Annotated in this window: 19 protein-coding genes; 5 read left to right on the top strand and 14 right to left on the bottom strand. The window is 34.1% G+C overall.

What is annotated here, in order from left to right; genetic code table 11:
• Positions 1-10: 10 nt before the first annotated feature.
• The 8 genes from CBF37_RS06065 to CBF37_RS06100 all read right to left on the bottom strand — a co-directional run bounded on the left by CBF37_RS06065 (position 11) and on the right by CBF37_RS06100 (position 10,424).
• Positions 11-328: a PTS lactose/cellobiose transporter subunit IIA gene (locus tag CBF37_RS06065; protein WP_125983918.1), complete on the bottom strand. Its 318-nt coding sequence runs from the start codon at positions 326-328 to the stop codon at positions 11-13.
• Between the two features lie 72 nt (positions 329-400).
• Positions 401-784, bottom strand: a complete 384-nt coding sequence (locus CBF37_RS06070) for a YccF domain-containing protein (RefSeq protein WP_125983856.1) — start codon at positions 782-784, stop codon at positions 401-403.
• Between the two features lie 127 nt (positions 785-911).
• Positions 912-5,504 (bottom strand): Cna B-type domain-containing protein, encoded by a 4,593-nt coding sequence (locus CBF37_RS06075; protein WP_125983857.1) that lies wholly within the window; start codon positions 5,502-5,504, stop codon positions 912-914.
• 644 nt (positions 5,505-6,148) lie between these two features.
• On the bottom strand, positions 6,149-6,928 hold the full coding sequence (locus tag CBF37_RS06080) for an ankyrin repeat domain-containing protein (RefSeq protein WP_125983858.1): 780 nt from the start codon (positions 6,926-6,928) through the stop codon (positions 6,149-6,151).
• Between the two features lie 133 nt (positions 6,929-7,061).
• Positions 7,062-8,489 (bottom strand): helix-turn-helix domain-containing protein, encoded by a 1,428-nt coding sequence (locus CBF37_RS06085; RefSeq protein ID WP_125983859.1) that lies wholly within the window; start codon positions 8,487-8,489, stop codon positions 7,062-7,064.
• A 511-nt stretch (positions 8,490-9,000) separates the two neighbouring features.
• Positions 9,001-9,537 (bottom strand): hypothetical protein, encoded by a 537-nt coding sequence (locus tag CBF37_RS06090; protein WP_125983860.1) that lies wholly within the window; start codon positions 9,535-9,537, stop codon positions 9,001-9,003.
• 141 nt (positions 9,538-9,678) lie between these two features.
• On the bottom strand, positions 9,679-10,083 hold the full coding sequence (locus CBF37_RS06095) for a GNAT family N-acetyltransferase (protein WP_125983861.1): 405 nt from the start codon (positions 10,081-10,083) through the stop codon (positions 9,679-9,681).
• A gap of 14 nt (positions 10,084-10,097) precedes the next feature.
• Positions 10,098-10,424 (bottom strand): nucleotide pyrophosphohydrolase, encoded by a 327-nt coding sequence (locus tag CBF37_RS06100; RefSeq protein WP_125983862.1) that lies wholly within the window; start codon positions 10,422-10,424, stop codon positions 10,098-10,100.
• A gap of 559 nt (positions 10,425-10,983) precedes the next feature.
• On the opposite strand from CBF37_RS06100, the gene CBF37_RS06105 reads away from it, so the two are divergent.
• The gene (locus tag CBF37_RS06105; RefSeq protein WP_125983863.1) at positions 10,984-11,568 is read left to right on the top strand and encodes a sugar O-acetyltransferase; all 585 of its coding nucleotides are present in this window, start codon (positions 10,984-10,986) and stop codon (positions 11,566-11,568) included.
• Positions 11,569-11,851: 283 nt separating this feature from the next.
• On the opposite strand, the gene CBF37_RS06110 is transcribed toward CBF37_RS06105, so the two are convergent.
• From CBF37_RS06110 to argS, 3 genes are all read right to left on the bottom strand, one after another.
• The gene (locus tag CBF37_RS06110) at positions 11,852-12,697 is read right to left on the bottom strand and encodes a PhzF family phenazine biosynthesis protein (protein WP_125983864.1); all 846 of its coding nucleotides are present in this window, start codon (positions 12,695-12,697) and stop codon (positions 11,852-11,854) included.
• 396 nt (positions 12,698-13,093) lie between these two features.
• On the bottom strand, positions 13,094-13,942 hold the full coding sequence (locus tag CBF37_RS06115) for an alpha/beta fold hydrolase (protein ID WP_125983865.1): 849 nt from the start codon (positions 13,940-13,942) through the stop codon (positions 13,094-13,096).
• A 282-nt stretch (positions 13,943-14,224) separates the two neighbouring features.
• The gene (argS, locus tag CBF37_RS06120; RefSeq protein WP_125983866.1) at positions 14,225-15,919 is read right to left on the bottom strand and encodes an arginine--tRNA ligase; all 1,695 of its coding nucleotides are present in this window, start codon (positions 15,917-15,919) and stop codon (positions 14,225-14,227) included.
• A gap of 449 nt (positions 15,920-16,368) precedes the next feature.
• Between argS and CBF37_RS06125 the strand changes: the two genes are divergently transcribed.
• Entirely contained in the window at positions 16,369-16,839 is a 471-nt protein-coding gene (locus tag CBF37_RS06125) for an arginine repressor (RefSeq protein WP_125983867.1), read from the top strand.
• 39 nt (positions 16,840-16,878) lie between these two features.
• Here the strand turns inward: CBF37_RS06125 and CBF37_RS06130 are convergent, their stop codons facing one another.
• The 3 genes from CBF37_RS06130 to CBF37_RS06140 all read right to left on the bottom strand — a co-directional run bounded on the left by CBF37_RS06130 (position 16,879) and on the right by CBF37_RS06140 (position 19,076).
• A complete protein-coding gene (locus tag CBF37_RS06130) occupies positions 16,879-17,421 on the bottom strand; it encodes a GNAT family N-acetyltransferase (protein ID WP_125983868.1) in 543 nt (180 codons plus the stop codon).
• 161 nt (positions 17,422-17,582) lie between these two features.
• On the bottom strand, positions 17,583-17,765 hold the full coding sequence (locus tag CBF37_RS06135; RefSeq protein ID WP_125983869.1) for a hypothetical protein: 183 nt from the start codon (positions 17,763-17,765) through the stop codon (positions 17,583-17,585).
• Positions 17,766-18,119: 354 nt separating this feature from the next.
• Complete coding sequence (locus tag CBF37_RS06140; protein WP_125983870.1) at positions 18,120-19,076, bottom strand: tRNA dihydrouridine synthase; 957 nt, start codon at positions 19,074-19,076, stop codon at positions 18,120-18,122.
• Positions 19,077-19,290: 214 nt separating this feature from the next.
• On the opposite strand from CBF37_RS06140, the gene CBF37_RS06145 reads away from it, so the two are divergent.
• The 3 genes from CBF37_RS06145 (at position 19,291) to CBF37_RS06155 (ending at position 23,261) form a co-directional block, all read left to right on the top strand.
• Positions 19,291-20,673: an FAD-dependent oxidoreductase gene (locus CBF37_RS06145; RefSeq protein WP_125983871.1), complete on the top strand. Its 1,383-nt coding sequence runs from the start codon at positions 19,291-19,293 to the stop codon at positions 20,671-20,673.
• Between the two features lie 250 nt (positions 20,674-20,923).
• A complete protein-coding gene (locus tag CBF37_RS06150) occupies positions 20,924-22,411 on the top strand; it encodes a phytoene desaturase family protein (RefSeq protein WP_125983872.1) in 1,488 nt (495 codons plus the stop codon).
• Positions 22,401-23,261: a phytoene/squalene synthase family protein gene (locus CBF37_RS06155; protein WP_125983873.1), complete on the top strand. Its 861-nt coding sequence runs from the start codon at positions 22,401-22,403 to the stop codon at positions 23,259-23,261. Before CBF37_RS06150 ends, CBF37_RS06155 begins: the two co-directional genes overlap by 11 nt.
• Positions 23,262-23,269: the final 8 nt, after the last annotated feature.

A 23,269-nucleotide genomic window follows, 5' to 3' on the forward strand; every position in this document is an offset into this window, starting at 1 on the left:
AAACTCCAGTTTACTCAACATCCATACGTTTGTATACGTCAACCAACTCTTTAGCAACTTCCATAAACATCATACTTGTCATTAAATGATCCTGGCTATGCACTGTTAATAACGTAATTATCAGTTCTTCTCCGTTAACCTCTTGTGTTAATAATTTTGTTTGACCTTGATGCGCTTCGACAATTGATGATTCTGCAGTTTTAATTTTAATATCTGCTTCATCAAAGTTGCCTTTTTTTGATGCCTGAATTGCTTCCATTGCATCACTTTTTGCGTTGCTCGCATTAATAATTAAACCCATGACTGCTTCTAGTTGTTCTTGACTCATCTCTGTTTTTGTCATGCTGATTTCCTCTCTTTCATACTCAATACTAAAAATACATTACCTATTATACATTTATTAATCTAAATAATAATCTGACGATGGTATGACTTGTGCACCGAAAGGCATTAAGGCCAGCTTGGCTAATTTAAAACTTTGCATACCAAAAGGAATACCGATGATTGTTACACATAAAAAGAGACCGCTCAACACATGCCCTAGTGCTAAAGGTAAACCACTGATAATCAACCAGATAATGTTGACTACAAAAGACACACTATCCGAACTGTAAACAACCTGTTTTCCAAAAGGCCAAAGACAGAGTCCAGCCAACTTGAAACATTGTAAACCGATTGGTATCCCAATAATGGTCACACACCATAGCAATCCAGCTATAAACCAGCTGATTGCTCCGATGAAACCGCCAAAAATCAACCAGACGATATTTCCCAGACATCCCATATCCATCACTCATTTCTGTTTAATATTGTCTTATTCACTATAGCACATCACTGATATACCTAAAAATTTTTTTATCTAGTTTATGACGACAAAAAAGAAGACTGTTTCCAGTCTTCTTTAATTACTATTAATGATATCTCCGACGAGTTCGGTAAATAACAAATGCGCCTGCTATAGCCGCTATACCTAGAAGTACATAGATTGTATTAACCGTTTCACCTGCTTGCGGCAAGCGATTGCCGCTAGTCTTGTTATTTCTTTTAATCGACATTTTCTGAGAACGATTAGTCATTGTATTGGATACTATGAGATTTGATTCTGTTGTGCTTGACTCTGTCATGCTTGATTCTGTCGTGCTTGACTCTGTCGTGCTTGACTCTGTCGTGCTTGACTCTGTCGTGCTTGACTCTGTCGTGCTTGACTCTGTCGTGCTTGACTCTGTCGTGCTTGATTCTGGATCAGTCGGTGGTGTTGATGTAGCTGGTTCTCTACTATTTGTTAATTGACCTGCATAAATTGATTCAACTTTTCCTTTAAATTCTGTTTCCACTGTAAAGTAGATATATGTTGGATTTAATTGATAACCTTTTGGTGCTGTCGTTTCTACAAAGGCATACCTACCTGGAGCTAGCCCATCGATAGTTACAACACCTGATTTATCAGAAATCAATCGTTCTTTTGTTATCTCTTTAGGTGGATTTTGTGTCACATCAACTACTGCAAAAGTAGCACCTGGTAATGGCTGATCATTACTATCTGTTTTCATCAACCAAGCTGACCCTTGATAGTTAACGGCTTCAAATGAATGCGTTGTTTTGGACTCAGTAATATCAAATTTAATCGGTGTTTTATCTAAGATAAAGCCGTTTGGCGCTTCAACTTCTTCTAATTGATATGACCCAGCCACTAAATCATCAATAACTAATTCACCTTGATCATTTGTCGTTAATAGTTCCCCTAATTGTTTACCATTTTGACTCAATTTAAATTTAGCACCCTTTAAAATTTGGCCTGCTGGATCTTTTTTCGTTAATTTAACTTTACCTAAAATCAATGAATTTTTTAAATTATAATCAGAGACTGTTGTTGTATATCCAGATACCGTGTCTTCCCGAATAATATAATTAATTTCTTGACCATTTTCTCTTTTTGGTAATTTCCCAAAATCATATGACCAATCATGGGTTTCATTTACTATGATAGATTGATAATCCACACCATCTTTTACTAGTGTAACAACAATATTATCCGGTCGTGTGTAATAGCGATTGTCTTTATCTTCCCATGTCTTTTTACCTTTAATATCAACTGTTTCAGGTTTATGAGTATTAGTTATAAATGTCGTTACCTCATCATTTTGCTTCATTATACTTGGTGGTTCATAACCTTCAACTTTACGCTCAGTTACTTCATAATTAATTTTTTCACCATTTTTATTTTTAGGTAACTTACTCCAAGTATGTGTCCATTGTTCCGATTTAGATATTGATACCTCAGATTTAGATATTTCTTCTCCTGATGGTAGTTTTCCTGTCAAAACAACTTGAATCTTTTCAGGTCGTATACCATCTCGATTATTATCATCATCCCATTTTTTAAAGACAGACATAGATGTTATATCTGGTTCATCACTATTAGTAATTGAATAATTGTTAACATCAGTAGCTGCTACTTCATATCCTTGAACTTTTTCTTCTTCGATTGTATAAATAATATCTTGACCTGTTTTATCTTTAACCGGTAAATTTGTAAATATCCCATGCCATGTTTCAGCTGTTTTATTTCCTGTTAATTTTAACTGTTGAACAGGTCTCGCATTTGCAAGTAAGTTGAACATAACATCTTTTGGACGAATGCCATCTTGATTAGAATTATCTTTCCATTTTTTAGTAACAGGTATTTCTTTTGTTTGTTGAACAGTATTAGTAATTGTATAACCTGATACCGTTGAAACGTACCCAGCTGGTACATCTAACTCTTTCGGGGTATAGGTCACTTTTTTACCTTTATGAAATACTGGTAAATCCGTAAATGTGTGCGCCCAATCTTTTCGTAAGATTGTTGCTGTTTTATTTAGCGAAGGTACTGATGCTCCGTCAACACTTGCTAATAATTCAACTTCAATACTATCAGGTCTAGTAAGAAAAAGATTGTTGTTGTCATTTTCCCATTTTTTATTAACTGTCACACTTGTCGTTTCCGGTGTGTAGTTATTTGTGATCGTTAATACATCACCTTTTTTACCATAAACCGGTTTTGCATAACCTTTTCCAGTCAGATTAGTCTTCTCGTTAACTGTATATTCAACTTTTTTACCGTCTTTAAACTTTGGTAGATTTTTAAATGTATGTGTTAACTTTTCAGCTGTCAACTTTACGTTATCAACTACCTGACCATCTGCCAATAATTCAACTTCAATATCTTCACGCTTACCATCTTGATTATCGTTGTCTTTCCAAATTTTTTCAACATCTATATTCACCAATTCTGGTACATATTCATTTAATAACTCTATATTACCCCCAGCTTTTACTTCTGTAGATGGTTTTTCTTGATATTTGTTATTTGCTGCGTCACTATCATCTTTTATTTCTTCGACTTTATAGTAATATATTTGGCTAGTTGGACTAATCACATCTACTGTCCAATCAGTTGTCCATGTTGGACCTGCAACTTCTTTAGTTGACCCAATAATTGTTGTCCAGTTTATTTTATCCGTTGATTGCATCAATTTGACTTTAATTTTTGTTGGTTGATCACTCTTAGGATTGTCGCCATGATGCCAAAGCTTCTTAAATGATACTTTTTGTTGACTTGGTTTATAAGTATTTGTGATCGTTAATCCATCATCGGAATAACTGGTTGCATAATCGGCGACTATGTCCTCTGTTACAGTGTACTTAATTTTATTCCCCGAATCATCATTAACTGGCAAGTCTTTAAATTCATACGACCATTTATCGCCAGTTCCTGTAACTTTTTCTGATTTTATGTTTTTACCATTACCTAGTAAATTTAACGTTATTTCTTTCGGTTGAGAGTTTTTATCATTAATTCCATGTTCCCAGACTTTATTAACTTTAATAGAAGTTTTATCTAATTCATTTTCAACTTGTTCTGTGACAAATGTTTCATTTTCCCCAGTAGTTAGTTCAATAACTTTTTCAATTGCTTTATAGCCAGCAGGAGGTTGGATTTCACGAATATAATACTTGGTTTTAGGTGTTAGATTATCAAATGTGATTTCACCATTAGAATCTGTTGTCTGCTCGTCTTTAAAATCCTTTCCATTATCGCTGATAGAAAACTTAGCACCGGGTAACTTTATACTCTTGTTTTGAGCAGCTACTTTAACTATTTTTATTTTAGACTGTTTTGCTGGGTCTCCACCACCTCCAGCTCCCGTGTCAATATTAGATACCTGAGCATTCATTGGTGCTGTGTCAACCTCACCATTAGGTCGTTCAAAATTTACTTTAGCTTTATTCTCAAATTGCTTAGCTGATTTATCAATTATTTTGGTTTTATATGATATAGCTATATAGCGTTCATTAGCTAATTGCTTAGGTATCACCATTTCAATAGTTCCCAATTCTTCATTGACTTTAACTGTTATACCTGCTGCTCTTATTGACTCAATACCAGCAAAATATGTATCATCTGAAGTTGGTTTCAATGCATTTTTAATGAATCGAATGCTCAATGACTGACCATCCAACTTATGAATATTACTACCACCTACAAGACTATCTGTAAAGATAACATCCGATAGTACTTTATCTGATGTTCTATTTATGCTAACAAACCAATTCACATAATCGGGATCTTTTAAATTAATGTATCCACCTTTACTAAATGTATTGTATGGATTTCCTGGATCTATCGTTCCCTCACTAGCATTATTTCCGTCAGCCTCAACTGGAAATTTGTGAACATCCCCACCAATATTCACCTCTATATATTCGGTTTTTTCTACATTGTTGCTAATTCTAACATCTGCGGTAAAAAAAGCATTCGCATGGACATGATCTTTATTTTTAACATTTTCATTAAAAGTAAACTTAATAGAGTCATTCGTAATCCTCGCTTCTCCAATTTGTACCTTACTTGCTGATTCTGGATTATCATAAATTGGATATGTTGCATCAACTGTTTCAAATGATATGTCATTTCCTAATGACCACTTCGCAACTACATAATCGCCTGGGGCAATATCTACAGAAGATCCTACTTCAGTAATATCAAATTCTACTTTGACTCTACCACCAACTCTTATTGGATTACTTTCATTAATCGGCTTACCATTTAGTGTCATTTTAAAATTAGACTGCACTAATTCAGAGATATCACGACCCTCTTCAGCTACTGTGACTACCATTGGTGCTGACTGTGCACTGGCTGCGTCTTCATCTGGACTACCGGCATTTGTTATATTGCCGCCGTTTTCTGACTCAAACCCCTGATTATTAATTACCGCAACTTCAGGTTGTGATTCATCAATCTTTTTACCATCTTCTGGTTGGTTAATAGGTTGTCCGTTTGGATTTGATTTATCATCAAGTAAACCGTTAAACTCATTCGACACAACTGTTTCAGACGATATTGCTTCGGATGCAGCTATTCCCTCAGCAATTACCACAGCTGGCTGCACAAAAAAAGGCAATACAATGCTTATTAATGCTGCTAGAAAAACTGTCTTTTTCATCATTTTTTTATTCACTATAATTCTCCTCTTTTATTTTTAAACACATAATTATTTTTTATAAAAATTGCTCTTTAAAAAGTATACCTCAATGATTAATATAATTTACTTCTACTTTTTCGCAAAGATATGAAAACTGTAGACATTATTATTTAATAAGTTCTTTTATTTATTCCATTTATCGTTTCATAAACATACAATCAGATAATAACTTTTATAAAATAACTAAAAAACACAAAATTTTTTAAATTGTTTCATCAAAATCATGCTATTTTCACAATTTTTTTTTGCATACATTTTATTAAAACCTTTTAATAAAAGTGATATCAATATTAAAAAATTTTTTTACTTAAAACTATGATAATTATTTTGAAATCCAATTTTGTTTTGAAAAAAATTAAATAACTTTTTTACGGAAATCCAAACAAAAAACACTCAGTCATCAGACTGAATGTTTCTGTTTTGTAAACCATTTATTAGTCCCTTGTGATACATTGATAAATGTTTTTTGCTTTCTAGTCGACAATAATCGCAGACTGCTACCAGACGACATCGTCATACCGATTTTTACACGATTATGTGCGTCCGTTCCTTGCTGTAAATAATAATATCCGCCAGGTATTCATTTTATGCATCCAACCTTAGTGATTGGATGCATACCATTATTTTTTCTCAATTATTTTTAACATGTTCTGATACCCTTTTGCTCTAGCGTAGTCTTCAGCTGTCTGACCGTTATTATCTTTCAATTTTGTGTCAGCTCCCGCATCAACTAAAGCTTGAACTATATCCTGCTGAGTTTTAGAACCATCCGATAATGCAACGGCCTCAATCAACGCGGTATAATTAAAATTATTTTGATGATTGATATCTTCGCGACCATCAGCAATCAGTAACTTTACATTCTCCAAGTGCCCTTTCTCAGCTGCTGGAATAATTGCGTTGCCACCATAGCGATTATATATTTTGTTATTGGGTTCCGCATGTTCAAGCATGTATTTCAAAATTTCTGTACGTCCTTCTGCACCGGCATATAAATAAGGTGTATCCTTTATACTATCTTGTTTGTTTATATCTGCACCGGCATCAATCAAAAGCTTAGCAATATCAATTTGATTATTATGAACAGCAATCATCAAAGGTGTTTCTTGCTTATCATTGACTTCATCAAGATTCTTAGTGTTTTGTATAACCTTTTCTACTAATGCCATATCCTTATCTTCAACTGCACGAAGTAATGTCCCGGTCTCCCACGCTGGACCGTCTGCCTTAACTTCCATCGAGCTGCTAGTTGTTTCTGATGACGATTGACTCGTGCTGCTGACTTGAATCGGTGCTGAAGAACTTGATAAAGACTGCTCTGTTGACTCATTTTTTCCAGCACAACCTGTTAAACTTAAAAATAATCCTGCCATAATGATCCATCCCCTTAATTTTATCATCTTAATTTATCCCCTTTCGATGCACTCTAAAAATCATGCTGCTGTGCAATTTGGATTAAGCAGTTATAGTCGTCACACTGCACAATTCTATAACAGTTAAATACCCCAGACTGCGGGCTTTTATTCATTCATTTTAAATAAATCGACGACTCATAATCCGCTGCTGTAAAAATGTATTCAGTCGAACCCAATTGCATGAGTCTTTAATATTGGAAAAGTAAAAATAATTGTCATCATTAATTTGTTTTAAGACGACATCTGTCACAACGACATCAGCTTCGGCTAAGGTATCGCAAACCATAACCACATCAGTATTATAGGTTGATACAATCAGATTCTTAATAATACCTCTGTCTAAGACGCGGTAATAAAACATGATATACACTTTCAAGACATTGCTTGGCTGTATCTGACGATACCCTAGCGATAATTCAACAGATCGCTTCATCAAAATTGTTTCCAAAGGCTTCGATAACCGCGTCGATACGTTCATTTGAATGTCTTCATACAACGCATATTGCGCCGGACTACAATAAGAATAGTCTGCTGGTGTCATTAAAAATTTCCAATACGAAAAATCATGATACACAATATAATGACTGAAAAGTTCATAACAAAAATCAAACATATCAGATTCCGCTACAAATTGATGCTTTATTGCAATCGTGGTTACCTGATCAATTATCGCTAATAATTTGAATTTTTTAGGGGACTCCCATAATAATCGGCCGATAGCTGTTTTATCTTCGGCTGACATTAATTCAGGAATAAAGAAAATAATCATCACCCAATAAAATACTTGTTCAGGCATTGGTGTTTCCGTTGTTTTCATTTCTGGAAAATAAACAGTCAGTATATCAAAAAAGAATTTTGCTTCATCTGATACATGCACTAACTCACAGTTCCTAGTCTGTGCTGTTTGACAAATATTTGTAAACACTTGATACTTTTGAATTGAACATGGATTTAATTTATCTGAACGCTGATGTTGTGTTGGCAATCGACTATCTACCTCATCAATCATCAGATTATAAGAAAATTGATGCAGTAAAAAATCAATAATTCGCAGTTCATACTCATTACCTTCAATTGACCATTGGCCTTTATTCCTTTTTATTTGAATGGATAAATGAGTATCTTCAAAAAAACGATTCACATCTTCTGAGATTTTATAGGTATATGAATGGCTGAGGTTTAACTTCTTTGATAATTCAATCGATGTGCTGACTCGTTCTTCCAACAAGTGACATAATAGTAAGTAACGATTTGAATGCAAGTAATATAAACGCTCTAATTCGTTCAAAATTGTCACATAGTGATGATCATTCAGCACATCACTAGGCATTATCACATGACCATCTGATTCCACAATAACCGTCGAACCAACCATTGCCAAATCATGATTCAGTTCAGTTATTATCGTACCCAAACGCTGAACAGTTAAATTATATTCATCTACTAAATATGATTTTAACACGATTCCTTGTTGAAATACTTTAGAAAAGATGCCTAATTTTACTAATTCCTTTTCCGCCAGTAACGCTTGACCAATGTGTTCCACTAAATAACCCTCCTCTCAAAAACAACCGACATCGTAGACACAACAAAAAAGATACCTTATATAAGATATCTTACATGATACTACCTTTTATGTACAATATATTACTCGGCTAATCCACTATAACCACTACTACTTAATCTAAAATTTGAACGAAACCCTACACCCCTTCCCAATATGCTATATCATGTAGCGTGTTTCGCACATTAAGCTTATATGACCAAACTCGTCAAAACTATTCCCCCAAATAGTGTCTGAAATGTCTGTTAAGTATAACAGCAAGTCAATGTTCACCAGTTTGTCTATATAGGTTATACCATAACATCACTAAGTAATTCAACCAGTTATTTCAAAAATATAAAGACGTTTTTTTCACAATATCAACATATAACAGGATAATATATTATAAAACAAATGATTATACATAATCTATTTTTCACTATTATAAAAAACAACTGTTATTATATATAATAAAAATAACTTACACTTAAATTCGTAAGTTATTTTTATTGCATTATTCTGCTGAAAAAACGACCTTACTTGGTAAGGAATACTGTTGAACATCTTTGCCATCAGTCGTTAAGGCCTCATAAAAATCATCAATACATAAGTCCAGCTTACGAGATAAATCAAACACTAAATGCAACACATCATGAAAATACATTGAATTACCTTGTTCAAAATATTCTTTAAATTCATGTGAGGTATTGCTGTGTCCTGTTTCCTTTTCATATGCATTAGCCTGTTCCAAATAATTATGAAAATATTCTTTGGTATATTCAGCAAAATGGTTAAAAATATTAATTGCTAACGCTAAGTCATGCTGCCATTGATCATAGTTTTTTTTAGCCAAACCACCTTGAACTTCGATCAATTCAAAGTTATCATTGCGTAAATATTGTGTCATTAACATTTCCATATTTAAACTGATTCCAGTATATGAAACATCTTCAAAATCAAATTTTTTCAAATCTTCTAATTCTTTCAACAAACTTTCTGGGGTAAATTGACGGTTTTCTAAACTTTTATAAATTTTCTTTTGTTCAAACATGAGCCTCTTCCTCCAATGTAATGACATTTGTTTTTCTCTTATATTATAAATGATTTTGGTTAATCTGACCAATATCTTTCATGAAAAAATAATAACCTGACATTCACTTCCGTTTTAGACTATAGCCATAGTTTTTTTAAACTAATATTCGCGATAAAACGCTACTAACTGCCCTTGGTCGCATGACACAAAGCCGCATGATTCATAGAAACGCCGTATTTTTGTTCCTTCAACAGTCAATAATACTTTTTGGCGAACATCTTTAAATTCTTCAAGTGTCCGCTTCAGCAATTCTTGACCTATACCTTGCCTATGATAAGATGGTCGAACCAATAGATCTTGAATATAAATAATCGTTTCGCCATCACCAACTACGCGAATCAAACCAATCAATTGTTCCTTATCCCAGGCGGTTAATACAAATAATGAGTGTCGAATAGCTCGATTTAGCGTGCCATAATCATCAGTATAAGCTGTCCATCCCACACTATCGTATAATGACATTATCTGTGTCAATTCTAAGCGATTGCCTATTTGATAATTCATTATTATCTCCTTTTCTAATGTTTCATAATTCTCTCACGACTACCTTTTATCTGTTCAATCGGATACTTCTCGGCATTTTTATTCAATTTTTTTGCGATAATATCATCAATATCAAACCCCAGGTTATCCGCCATCATATAAGAGTAAATCAAAACATCTGCCAGCTCTTCCTCTAGTCTCTCCATGTCTTGTTTTGCTTCTGATGATTTGCGCCATTGAAAAAGTTCTAATAATTCATTTGCTTCCAATGAAATAGAAATGGCTAAATCTTTTTCGTCATGAAACTGCCGCCAATCACGTTCATCTCTAAATTGATTCACTAAATCCATTGATTTTGTCATCTTAATCCCTCACCTTAATTGATACTGCCACTATTAGTATAGCACGACAAAACAATTCAGAATTAACTAATTTTTCGACTTAATCAGTTTGATTGTTTATACTTAAAGAAATAATTATTTTTAGGAAAGACTTTATGTAAAAATTAAACTTACATGTACTACTTTTTATTAAAAAAACGCAAGAATTTATGATCCGACAATCATTGCACGTATAGATAAGGATATTAAGAAAGGCAGAGATCTCAAAAAGATTATTCTAATAATTATTTTATCCTTATTAGCGGTAATAGTTGCATTATCGTAGTTAAATTATCAAGGAAACAATATAACATATGAAAATGGCATCATGTTGCAATTAACTCTAATACGTTATTAGAATTTATAAACAAATTAAGAATTGTTCCCAACGGGGTTATCTATATTATGGATACATTATTCGACCAACATGCTTCTGTCAAAACCAATATCGATTTTGATTATGTTAGGTGGAATAATATTCTTTTACCAACATATATATTTGAAGAGACAAAAATTTATGAAAACTATTGGAGGTATAATAATGACTGAACGTGAAAAGATGCTAGCGGGGAAACTTTATAACTGTGGTGATACAGAGCTACTAAATCAATGGCATAAAGCAAAAAATTTAATCCTTGAATATAATAACCTTGATTCTAAAGATTTAAAAAGTAAAGCAATAATTTTAAATAAGCTTCTTGGTGGAATGAAGGATAATTTGTGGATTACAGCCCCCTTCTTTGTTGATTATGGAAACAATATATACTTTGGAAATAACTGTGAAGTAAATATGAACTGTACGTTTCTTGACGATAATAAAATAACTATCGGAGATAACGCTCTTATTGCTCCTAATGTTCAAATTTATACAGCTTTTCATCCTACTAATGCTAAAGAACGTTTTGGAGAAATTAATAAAGACGGGGAATTTGAATTTTGTAAAACACAGACAGCTCCCGTAAATATAGGTGACAATGTTTGGATTGGTGGTGGTGCTATTATTATGCCTGGAGTAAATATAGGTAGTAACGTTGTAATAGGTGCTGGAAGTATAGTTACTAAAGATATACCTAGTGATAAAATTGCTTTTGGAAATCCATGTAGAGTAGTAAAAGATAATAAATAAGCTTAAACACCCCTTAACAAAAAAGCAACTTAGTTATAAAAAAGGGCTTTTAAATTTCTTTCCTGTCCATGACAGTATACTCTATTGTCTTTTTTATCCTGTTTTTACTTATACAAAAACAATTTTCCCATTTATGAATTTGAGTTCTAAAGACTGTTCTATTTTTATTACCTCTTGGTTAATTAACTAGCTCTCTTTCATTTAATTATTTAAACGTTTAATAATTAAATGAAAGCGGGCTAGTTTCAATAAATATAGAACATTATTGCTTTTTTGAATAGATTTAATCTAGAACAACTTCAATATGATTATCGTAATAACCTCTACCTCCAACCAAAACGTTACTAATGGTATCTTTTTCATCGGTGCTTAGGTTAACAATTATTTCAGAAGTAGAATTTAATAAGTGACCTTGTTCAAATACATATGTCTTTTTTTTCATAATGTTATGGTGATACAAATAACAAGCAAGAGCACAATTAGAAGTGCCAGTAGCAGACTCTTCATCTATATCATAAAGTGGTGCAAAATTTCTACATATTATTTTATCATCATCAAAAGTAAATAGATGCATTCCTATTGTATTAAATTTCTTACTAAGATTCGAAATTGACCTAAAATCCGGTCTCATCTTTAGAAGTATCTCCGAATTCTTTATAGGAACTATTATATCTCGTAGGCCTGTTGAGACAACTTGTACAGGATATTTTTTATTTATATAATGCTCACTAAAACAAGTTAACTCTTTTTGGTTTATTATTTCATAAAATGATGGTTTATTTTGTTCCATATAAACTAAATCATCTTTAATAACAATTCGTAACACTGCCTTTTTTGTTTCAATTGTGTAGTGTTTTTTATCTAATTTTTTTAAATACATCAATACACAAAAAGCTCCAATGGTGGCATGACCACACAAATCAACTTCTTCCTTAGGGGTAAAAAATTCTAGTTTATAATCTGCTACTTCAGATTTTGATATAAAAACGGTCTCAGAATAACCTAATTTTTTTGCAATTAAACATTTTTGATGATTAAAAATATTACCATTATCAAAAACAACACCAGCTTTATTCCCACCCGCTTTATTTTTACTGAATGCGTTAACTATGTGTGCTTGTACTATCATATTTCCTATCCTTTCGTATCATATTTTAGTTATTTTTTATATCCATTAATATCTCATTTGGTTCTTTATAAAAGAGATTCAATCATATTTAATCTTTTGGCATATTCTAATAGGCATTTCAAAATTTCTCAATCCTTTTTTGCCGTTGACCAATATACTACAATCTAACTAAAAAATATTCTGTCCCTTTAATGGTTCCACTAAGTCAACAAAATCAGAACCTGATTAAATCAAGATTCTGATTTTTAATTTTAGATGTACCAGTTAACTAAATAACTAAAAATTATTTTAAAGTATCATATGTTAATCAGTCAAAAAACTATTACTCTAAGTTGTATCTAAATTAATAAATAAAGAACATAATTATACAGTACTTGCCGTTACGAAGGATTTTTATTAGCATATAAATTTAGTCAATTCTTCAAAATAGGCTTGCGGTTCTTCCAACATTGGATTATGACCACTTTTAGCAAACTTCACTACTTTGATGTTATTCTCCTTCGTTATATCATCCCACAGATTGGTTGGCGCCACTAAGTAATCATAATCACTTAATAATAAAATCACTGGTTTTTTCCAGTTACGTAAGAAATTTTCTGTATCGAACATAGCAAAGGCTTTACCCCATAAATAGTCTAGAGCTGGCATGTTATTTGCTACACCACTCCATAAATAGGCTCCATCAAATCGATAGTCATAAAAACTATGGGCTTGCATGCGTATATTCATATGATTAAAACGGTTATTAGGATCTACCTCGATGTCATTTTTCAACTTGGCAATTTCTTCATAGAAATAATTTTTACGACCCTCGCTAGCCATAGTTTCAAAAAAATCGACACTGCCATTTTGGCGTTCTTGTGTATTTGTTGGTGCTAAGTTAGATAGGATAATTCCTTCCACATGTTCACCATATTTCTCTGCATATGCCATTGCCATGAACCCATGACCTGAATGTCCTAAAATATACATAGATTGGATTCCTAATTGTTGGCGTATTAGTTCAATGTCTTCCACCACATCAGCTAAAGTATAGCTGGCATCGGTTGATTCTGGTACAACAAATCCTCTATGATCGATAAAGATTAAATTTAAATCTTCAAAAACCTTATCTTCAAATAATCTCGGATAGTAGATGCTGCTCCCAATAACAATGATTGGTTTCTTAATTGTATCTCCTCTTTGTAAATAATTTAATTTATATGTTTCATATGCTTCACCTCTAATAATTACTACATTAGGCATAACTACTCTATAGAGACTCGTTATCGTATGAAACTCCCTGATAAGCCCACTTCTCTCACCTTACTTTTTTATTATTTGGTTATATCTTAGCACGAAAAATAGTTATCGCAAAATACAGGAGGCATACGAAGAGAATAGACTTGGCTCATTTTAAAGGTCACTAATTTCAGCAAGACATCTTCTTTTAAAATATCAATAATTTCAATGGTAATAACTTTTTCTCTTTCTGCTAAATCAACTTAACATAAAAAAGAGGCCTCCTCTAAGGACGCCTCTTTTTTATTACATTTGATCTGGTGATTGAATACCTAATAACCGCAAGCCTTCTTTGATAACCACTGATACAGAATAAACTAATGCTAATCTAGATTCTTTTTGTGTATCATCAGCTAATACTTTGTGTTTTGAATAGTATTTATTAAATTTTTGTGACACATCTAATAAATATTTTGCAATAACTGATGGTTCATATTTTCTATATGCTTCCATAACTTTGTCTGGGAAATTACCTAACAGCTTAATCACTTCCCATGAATCTACGTCATTTAAAGCCAATACGTCTGCTGCTTGGGGTTCTTGCCAATCAGCTTTACGTAAAATACTCTCACAACGTGTGCGTGTGTATTGTACATAAGGTCCCGTTTCACCTTCAAATTGAATGATTTCATTTAAATTAAAATCAAAGGAATTCAAGCGGTCATTTTTCAAGTCATGGAACACAACAGCCCCAACACCCACTTGATGTGCTACCTCGTCTTTATTTTCCAAATCAGGATTTTTTTCCATAATTTGTGCTTTTGTTGCTGCAACAGCTTCATTTAAAACCTCTTTCAGTAAAATGACATTTCCTTTACGTGTCGACAATTTTTTACCGCCTGACGTAATCAAGCCGAAAGGAATATGGTGAATATTATCTGCCCAGTCAAATCCCATTTCTTTCAAGACAGCTTTTAATTGTTTAAAGTGAATCGATTGTTCATTACCAACAACGTACAGCGATTCAGCAAAGTCATAAGTGTCATTACGGTAAACAGCTGCCGCTAGATCACGTGTCATATACAGTGTTGCTCCATCTGATTTTCTGATTAAAGCGGGATTCAAATCATATTTTTCTAAGGATACAATATCCGCACCTTGGTCAGACACAAGTAAACCTTTTTCATTCAACATCTCAACAATAGCATCCATTTTATCATTATAGAAAGATTCCCCATTGTATGAATCAAAGGTAATTCCCAACATATCATAGACACCTTGGAATTCTTTTAATGATTCCTCACTGAACCATTTCCATAATTCAACAGCTTCAGGATCGCCCTCTTCCAGTTTTTTAAACCAACGGCGTCCTTCTTCCTCTAATTCAGGATGTTCTTCTGCTTCTTCGTGAAAGCGGACGTACAGTTTTAATAATTCAGCAATCGGTGTTTCTCGTATTTTTTCTTCATCGCCCCATTTTTTATAAGCAACAATTAATTTACCAAATTGTGTACCCCAATCACCTAAATGATTAATTTTAATCGGTTTAAAGCCAATTTTCCCAACAATCTCAGCTAATGAATTACCAATTACTGTAGAACGCAAATGACCCATTGACATAGGTTTAGCAATATTCGGTGACGATAAGTCAATCGGTATTTCTCCGCCTTTACCATAGTCTGCCTTACCATAATTTGCTTTTTCCGTTATAATAGTATGCAGCACATGATTGCTGACAGCTTCTTTTTTCAAGAAGAAATTGATGTAGCCTCCCATAGGTACAACTTGTTCGTAATGATCAGCGGATACTTCTTTTGCTAAGTCTTCCGCAATCATGTTAGGTGCTTTGCGGTAAATTTTTGCTAATGAAAAAACCGGAAATGAGTAATCCCCATGTTCGCTTGTTTTAGGGACTTCAATAAAATGATCGATCTCTTCTGAGGTTAAAGTGTCTTTTAACACAGTTGTTAAATCTGCCGTAATTTGTTTTTTGTAATTCACGTGTATTCTCCTTTATTTATCTATCGTTTAGCTAACTAAAAAAAGCCCCTCGACTAAACCTGACGATTCAATCAAGAGGCGAATATCCATCCATCCGCGGTACCACTCTTATTGCTGAGATACTCAGCCGCTTTTATTTATTATTAAATTTTGATTCAAATAGCGCGTATTCCCAACCATCAGTGACTCGGCTCACACTGTCCCAAGTTCGCTAAACACTTTTTTCTAGCCAGTACTCCTCTATTTTCACTACATTATAACAAAGACACCTACTAATTACTAGTTAAAAATTATGAGATAACACGTCTAGTATAGAGTTTACTATTAAATTCTGATATGATTAGTAATTGAAGACGAACGATACTTAATTATACAGGGTATTCAGATCCTGAAAATCAAATACAGCCAACCTTTGATGGCCTATTTTTAACTAGACAGGAGATAACGCGATGAACAAAAAAATGCGTCAACAGATACTTAAAAAAATCATCTCAGAACATGATGTTGAAAATCAAAGTGATTTACTTGAATTACTCAAAGAAAATGGTGTAGATGCAACACAACCGACCATTTCACGTGATATCAAGGAATTAAATATTATTAAAAGCCACAATAGTAATGGCAGTTCAACATACCGTGTCTTAACAGATGCTGTCATCAGCAATAAAAAACTAAATGTAGAAGAAAAATTAATCAGCGCATTGTCAGAAGCAGGGGTATCTTTAAACCGTGTCGAATTTTTAAACATCCTCACTGTCCTACCGGGAAATGGTCAAGCAATTGCTATTTTAATTGATACCTTGAAACAGACCTTTTCAGAAATTATCGCTAGTTTAGCCGGCGACGATACCATTATTATTATTTCTGCCGATAAAGAAAAGGCCGAAAATGTTTATAACTATTTCCATCAATTTTTTTAGTTACCAAAAACAGCAAACTTGATTCGTTTGCTGTTTTTTTTATATCGTTATTTTAGGAAAAGTTTCAACTGGTTTGGGAGTATCTATCTCTATCAAAACTTTTTGCATCCAGACGATGTCATACCATTGATTAAATTTGTAGCCCACTCGCTTAAATTCACCGATAAACTGATAGCCTAATCGTTCGTGAAAACGAATACTCTGATCGTTCCCCTCAGTAATACAAGCCAGACTATTAATAATATTCTGCTGAATCAAACATGACTCTAATGCTTGATACAACTGCTTTCCAGCACCTAGTCCGCGAGCCGATTCAGCTATATATACACTAACTTCTGCCGTCCAATCATACGCCGCACGACCGTTATATGTGGATGCGTAGGCATAGCCTATAATTTTATGGTCTGTTGTTTCAGCCACTAAATAAGGATATTTCTCTTGAACCGCTGCAATGCGCTGCTCAAACATCTCGAGGCTGGGGACCTCGTACTCAAAAGTGATTCCCGTTTTTAATACATAAGGGGCATAAATAGCTACTAAAGCTGCTGCATCTTGTTGTGTCGCCTCTCTTATTGTCAGCATGGTCGTCCTCCATTCATGAAGTTTCTCTACCAATGTGTTTTAATTTAAAATAAATTATTAGAACTATAACACACTTTAACTAAAAAAAGCTACACCAAATAAAAAAGCAGATAAATCTGCCTTAATACACAACATATTCTTTATAGACTGCTTAATTATGACTATTTGAAAACCAGCTCTCGATTATTCCTTCTCTGTACTTTATCAGATTCGCCAATTATTATTTTAGCAACAATAAATTTTCCTAAACTAAAATGATCAGTTCTTTGAACACGACCAGGTTCAAACTGATAATCAGCTGCCTCCTCAATAGTAACTTTTTGCGGCGGATTAATTTTTTTCACCTGATTTATCTATCATTTGCGCATAAATCAATTCAATGCCGTTTTTATTTTTTAAAATAACTTTTTCACCTGTATGGCTGATTTCTTCAGTTGCAACCCCCAGTCAGCCAGGTAATCAAATAAGAATTCCGGATATGTGACAGCATTTGTCGCACCACACTTTGTTTCATAAGAATTTGATTGTATATCTCTTTTAGCTGCTTCTGAGAAAGATGAAGCTATCGAGGTTATGCTGGACGATTTTGTATTTTGTTTTGCTGATGTGCTGATAGTACTTTTTTCAGTTGTACTGCAGACTGTTCCTAAAAAACTGCACTAAAAAAATCAATAATTAAATAACGAGTCATAAAAATATTATCTACCGAACTCATCTAGCAAGGTGCGCACTTCAGCTGTTGATTTTGTGTTCATCAATTTCACACGTAAATCACTGGCTCCAGGAAACCCCTTAACGTAAATCTTAAAGAAGCGATGCAAACCGACAATCGATCGTGGGACTAATTCAGCATAATGATCTTGCAGATCCAGCTGTAGTCGTAAAAGGTTCAGTAATTCACCCGAACTATGCTCACGTGCTTCTTTCTCAAAAGCATAAGGATTTTTAAAAATACCTCGCCCAATCATAATTCCATCTACACCATATTTATCTGCTAATTCTAATCCCATCTGTCGATCCGTAATGTCACCATTAATTGTAATCGTCGTTTGCGGTGCGACCCGATTTCTAATAGCGACAACTTGAGGAGTCAAGTCCCAGTGGGCATCAACTTTACTCATCTCTTCACGCGTACGCAAGTGGACAGATAGATTGGCGATATCTTGTTCCAGCAAGTGTGTCAGCCAAGCTTCTAGTTCGGATGTTTCATAAAAGCCGATACGTGTTTTTACACTGACTGGCAGACCGCCGGCTTTCGCATCAGCAATCAGTTCAGTAGCGGTTTCCGGACGCAGAATCAGACCGCTACCCTTACCACGATTTGCGACATTAGGTACTGGACACCCCATATTTATATCAATTCCTTTGAAGCCCATTTCAGCTACACCTAGACTCATTTGGCGGAAATAATCAGGATTGTCACCCCAAATATGCGCCACCATCGGCTGTTCATCTTCAGTAAAAACCAACCGCCCTCTAACACTGTCTTTGCCCTCCGGATGACAGTAACTATCTGAGTTAGTAAACTCTGTAAAAAATACATCTGGCGCACCCGCCTCTTTAATAACATGTCGAAACACGACATCCGTAACATCTTCCATTGGTGCCAATACGAAAAATGGTTTAGGTAAATCTGCCCAAAAATTTGTTGTCATTCATTTATTCTCCATTCAATTAAACATCTTTCCACAAGGCCATTCTCATTAAAATCATAGTTATTATACTAGGAAATCAGGGCAGACGCAAAAATTCCTATCTAAAGAAATTTCTTTTCAGTAATATAACGCATATTCTTTGCTTTTTATCAAAATAGTAGATAAAATTATTACAGATTAGAATAATTATAATTAATTAAGGAGTGGTTTATTTATGGAAAAAGCAAAAATCATCATCGTAGGTGCTTCTCACGGAGGTCATCAATCTATTTTAGAACTTCTAACACGTTATGGAAATAATGTAGACATTAAACTTTTTGAATCGGGTGACTTCATCTCATTTATGTCCTGTGGAATGGAGCTATATCTAGAAGATAAAGTAACCGATGTAACTGATGTCCGTAACTTCCGTCCAGAAAATTTTCCACAAGATAATGTTGCTATTTTAAATAATCATACAGTTACTGCAATTAATGCTGATAAAAAAACCGTGACTGTAACTGATAAAAATAACAATAAAACTCAAAAATTTTCTTATGATAAACTTATTCTTAGCTCTGGGGTAACACCTAAATCGCTACCTGTTCCTGGGGCTGACTTAGACAACGTATTTTTAATGCGTGGTTACGATTGGGCAACCAAAATAAAAAGCAAATTAACTGATGATTCCGTTAAAAATGTAACTGTTATAGGAGCTGGCTATATCGGAATTGAAGCCGCTGAAGTCTGCAAAAATGCCGGAAAAAACGTGACCATCATTGATGTCATTGACCGTCCGTTAGGTACTTATTTAGATTCAGAATTAACAGATATCTTATCGGATCACTTAAAAGCAAATAATATTAGTGTAATGACAAATGCCACTATCAAAGAATTTACTGGAGAAAACAATGCGGTTACAGCTGTAAAAACACTTAATGAATCTGTTGCGACCGACCTAGTCATCCAGGCTGCTGGGGTTCAAGCCAATACCGATTGGTTAAAGGGAACAGTTGATTTAGACAGTCGTGGTTGGATTCAAACTAATGAATACCTACAAACAAACTTACCTGATGTCTACGCAATTGGAGATGCCACTTTAGCTTACTCAATTCCCGCACAAACAAAAGTACCAATTGCTTTAGCTACTGTTGCTCGTCGTGAAGCACGGTATGTTGTCAAACATTTATTTGAACAAACTCCTTCTCAACCATTTGCCGGAGTCGTTGGGTCTTCAGCTTTAAGCGTTTTTGACTATCACTTTGCAGCTAGCGGCTTAAATAGTTTTACTGCCGAAAGAGCTGGTATAACAGTTTCGAATAGTTTTTACGAAGATTCTCTTCGCCCTAAATATGTTCCAAATGAACAAGGAAACACCAAAGTAAGCGTCCAACTATTCTTTAACCCAATAACACATCAAATCTTAGGTGGAGCAGTTCTATCAGATTATGATATTACAGCTCAAGGAAATGTATTAGCTTTAGCCATCCAACACAAACTGACCTTAGAAGATTTAGCTGAAGCTGATTTCTTCTTCCAACCAGGATTTGACCGCCAATGGAGCTTATTGAATTTAGCTGCACAACATGCCTTAGGTGAAGAGCACTTTGTAGAATAGATTTTTAACTCAACCTGATATTATATAAAGCCTTAAAAACAGTGTGATGAAATACTGTTTTTAAGGTTTTTTTAATTATTATAATTAATATTACCCCTTTAAATAATAAACACTTTATAATTTAAAGATATTTTTAATTAATATAAAAACTTATTAAAGCACATAATATTATTAATTGAATAAAAAATAAAGCTATGTTACAGTTCACTTATCAACTGATAAGTAGTTCTGATGAAAAGAGGAAAAAGATATGAAAAAAATCATTGTTGTCGGTGCAGGTGTCGCTGGATTAGCAGCTGCTGTAAGACTGCAAAACCAGGGATATGATGTTCACCTATATGAAAAAGAAAACAGTCCAGGTGGAAAAATGAATCAAATTCAACAGAACGGCTTTACTTTTGATGTCGGTCCGACCATTGTCATGATGCCTGAAATTTACCGTGAAGTGTTTGAGAGTTGCGGTCGCAATCCTGATGATTACATTCCAATGACTAAGGTTGAACCACTATTAGAACTAGACTTTCGTAAAGAAGATGCCTTGCTGTTTTCCAGCGATTTAGTTGAACTGACTAAAACATTAGAAGCTGTTTCCGAAGAAGATGCACAAGGGTATTTTGATTTTTTAGCTGATATTTATCGTCGATACCTTATCGCAAAAAAATATTTCATTACACGTTCTTTTCGTTCACCACGTGATTTTTATAATTTAAAATCCTTATCTGCAGGACTTCGACTAAAAACATTTAGTGATGCGTACTCATCAATCGCAAAATTTGTAAAGGATGAACGTTTGCGTAAATCACTTGCATTTCAAACACTGTATATTGGTATCTCCCCCTACCAAGGGCCCTCTTTATATACCATCATTCCAATGATCGAAATGTTTTACGGAATCTACTTTATTAAGGGCGGTATGTACTCTTTAGCTAAAGGATTAGATCAACTGTTTGGTGAATTAGGCGGCCATAAGTATTATGGAACGCCTGTGGCTGAAATAGTCATTGAAAACAAACAGGCTGTCGGTATTAAAACTGATACACAATTAATTACTGCTGATGCTGTTGTTTGCGGCGCTGATTTTCCTCATGCTATGCGCTATTTAATTCCGGATGAAAAAAAACGCGGTAAATATACCAATAAAAAAATTGAGTCCATGGACTATTCCTGTTCTTGTTTCTTACTTTACCTGGGGCTTGATAAAAAATATCCAGATACAACCTTGCATAGTATTTTTTTTGCTGATGATTTCAAAAAAAATATTACCGATCTTTTTGAAGATGGTGTGCTACCGGATGATCCCTCTTTTTACCTTTATCGGCCATGTCTGATGGATTCCTCTTTAGCACCTGAAGGACAAGAAGGTCTATACGTTCTAGTACCAGTTCCTGAGTTATCGAAATATTCGGACTGGTCAGAAGATACCGTAACAAAATTCCGTCAACATATTATCGAACTGATTAAAGAACGTTCTGTTTTTAAAGATATCGATCAGCATATTGTTATGGAAACTTGTTTTACACCTGATAAATTTAAAGAACGTTTTAACGCATATAATGGAGCGACTTTCGGCCTTAAGCCGACATTAGCACAGAGTAATTACTATCGACCCCACAATAAGTTTAACTATGCTGATCGCTTATATTTTTGCGGCAGCAGTACCCATCCCGGTGCTGGAGTACCGATTGTGATGCAAAGTGCCAAATTAGCTGTAGAGGAGTTGTTAAAAGATGATATTTGAATCACCTAATCGCTTCGATAAAAATAAAGACGACTTTGATTACTGTGAAAAAATAATAAAAAGAGAATCAAAATCTTTCTATGCAGCTTTCGCTCAATTACCTAAAGAAAAGGCCCAAAGCGTCTATGCCATCTATGCATTCTGCCGCTTAGCTGATGATATCGTAGATGATGAAAAAAGCAGTAAAAAACTAGCAGAGTTACATGAACAATTAGTACTTTTTAGCCAAGGGCAGATTCTTAATACCCCCTTATGGAGGGCCTTAAATGTAGTTTTTGAAACTTTCCCAATACCGATTCAACCCTTTTTTGATATGTTGTTTGGACAGAAAATGGACTTGCTATTTAAACAACCCAAAACAAAACAAGATCTTTTAGACTACGCATACTATGTTGCTGGCAGTGTCGGACTCATGCTTCTACCTATTATTTCAAGCACACCTGAAACAATCAGCAATCCGGCAAAAAAATTAGGCGAAGCAATGCAGCTGACAAATATTTTGCGTGATATCGGTGAAGATTTGCAGAACCACAGAATCTATTTACCGCAAGAGGACATGCAGGCCTGCCATGTGACTGTCCATGATTTAGAAGACAAAAAAATTTCTCCTCAATTTATCCAACTATGGGAGTCTCTTGCTGCTACAGCAGAAAAACTTTATGACGATTCTTTGGAAATGATGCCTTTTATTGATAGAGACGCGTATAAACCATTAATAAGTGCTATTTTAGTTTACAGAGAACTGCTTAATAAGATACGTACAAAGCACTACGATGTTTTTAATACCAGACAAGTCGTCAGTTCTCGCAAAAAATTAATTTTAATTCAATCAATTAAAAACCCTGCTTAATAAGAAAG

The organism is Vagococcus vulneris (assembly GCF_003950515.1).
Lineage (GTDB): Bacteria > Bacillota > Bacilli > Lactobacillales > Vagococcaceae > Vagococcus > Vagococcus vulneris.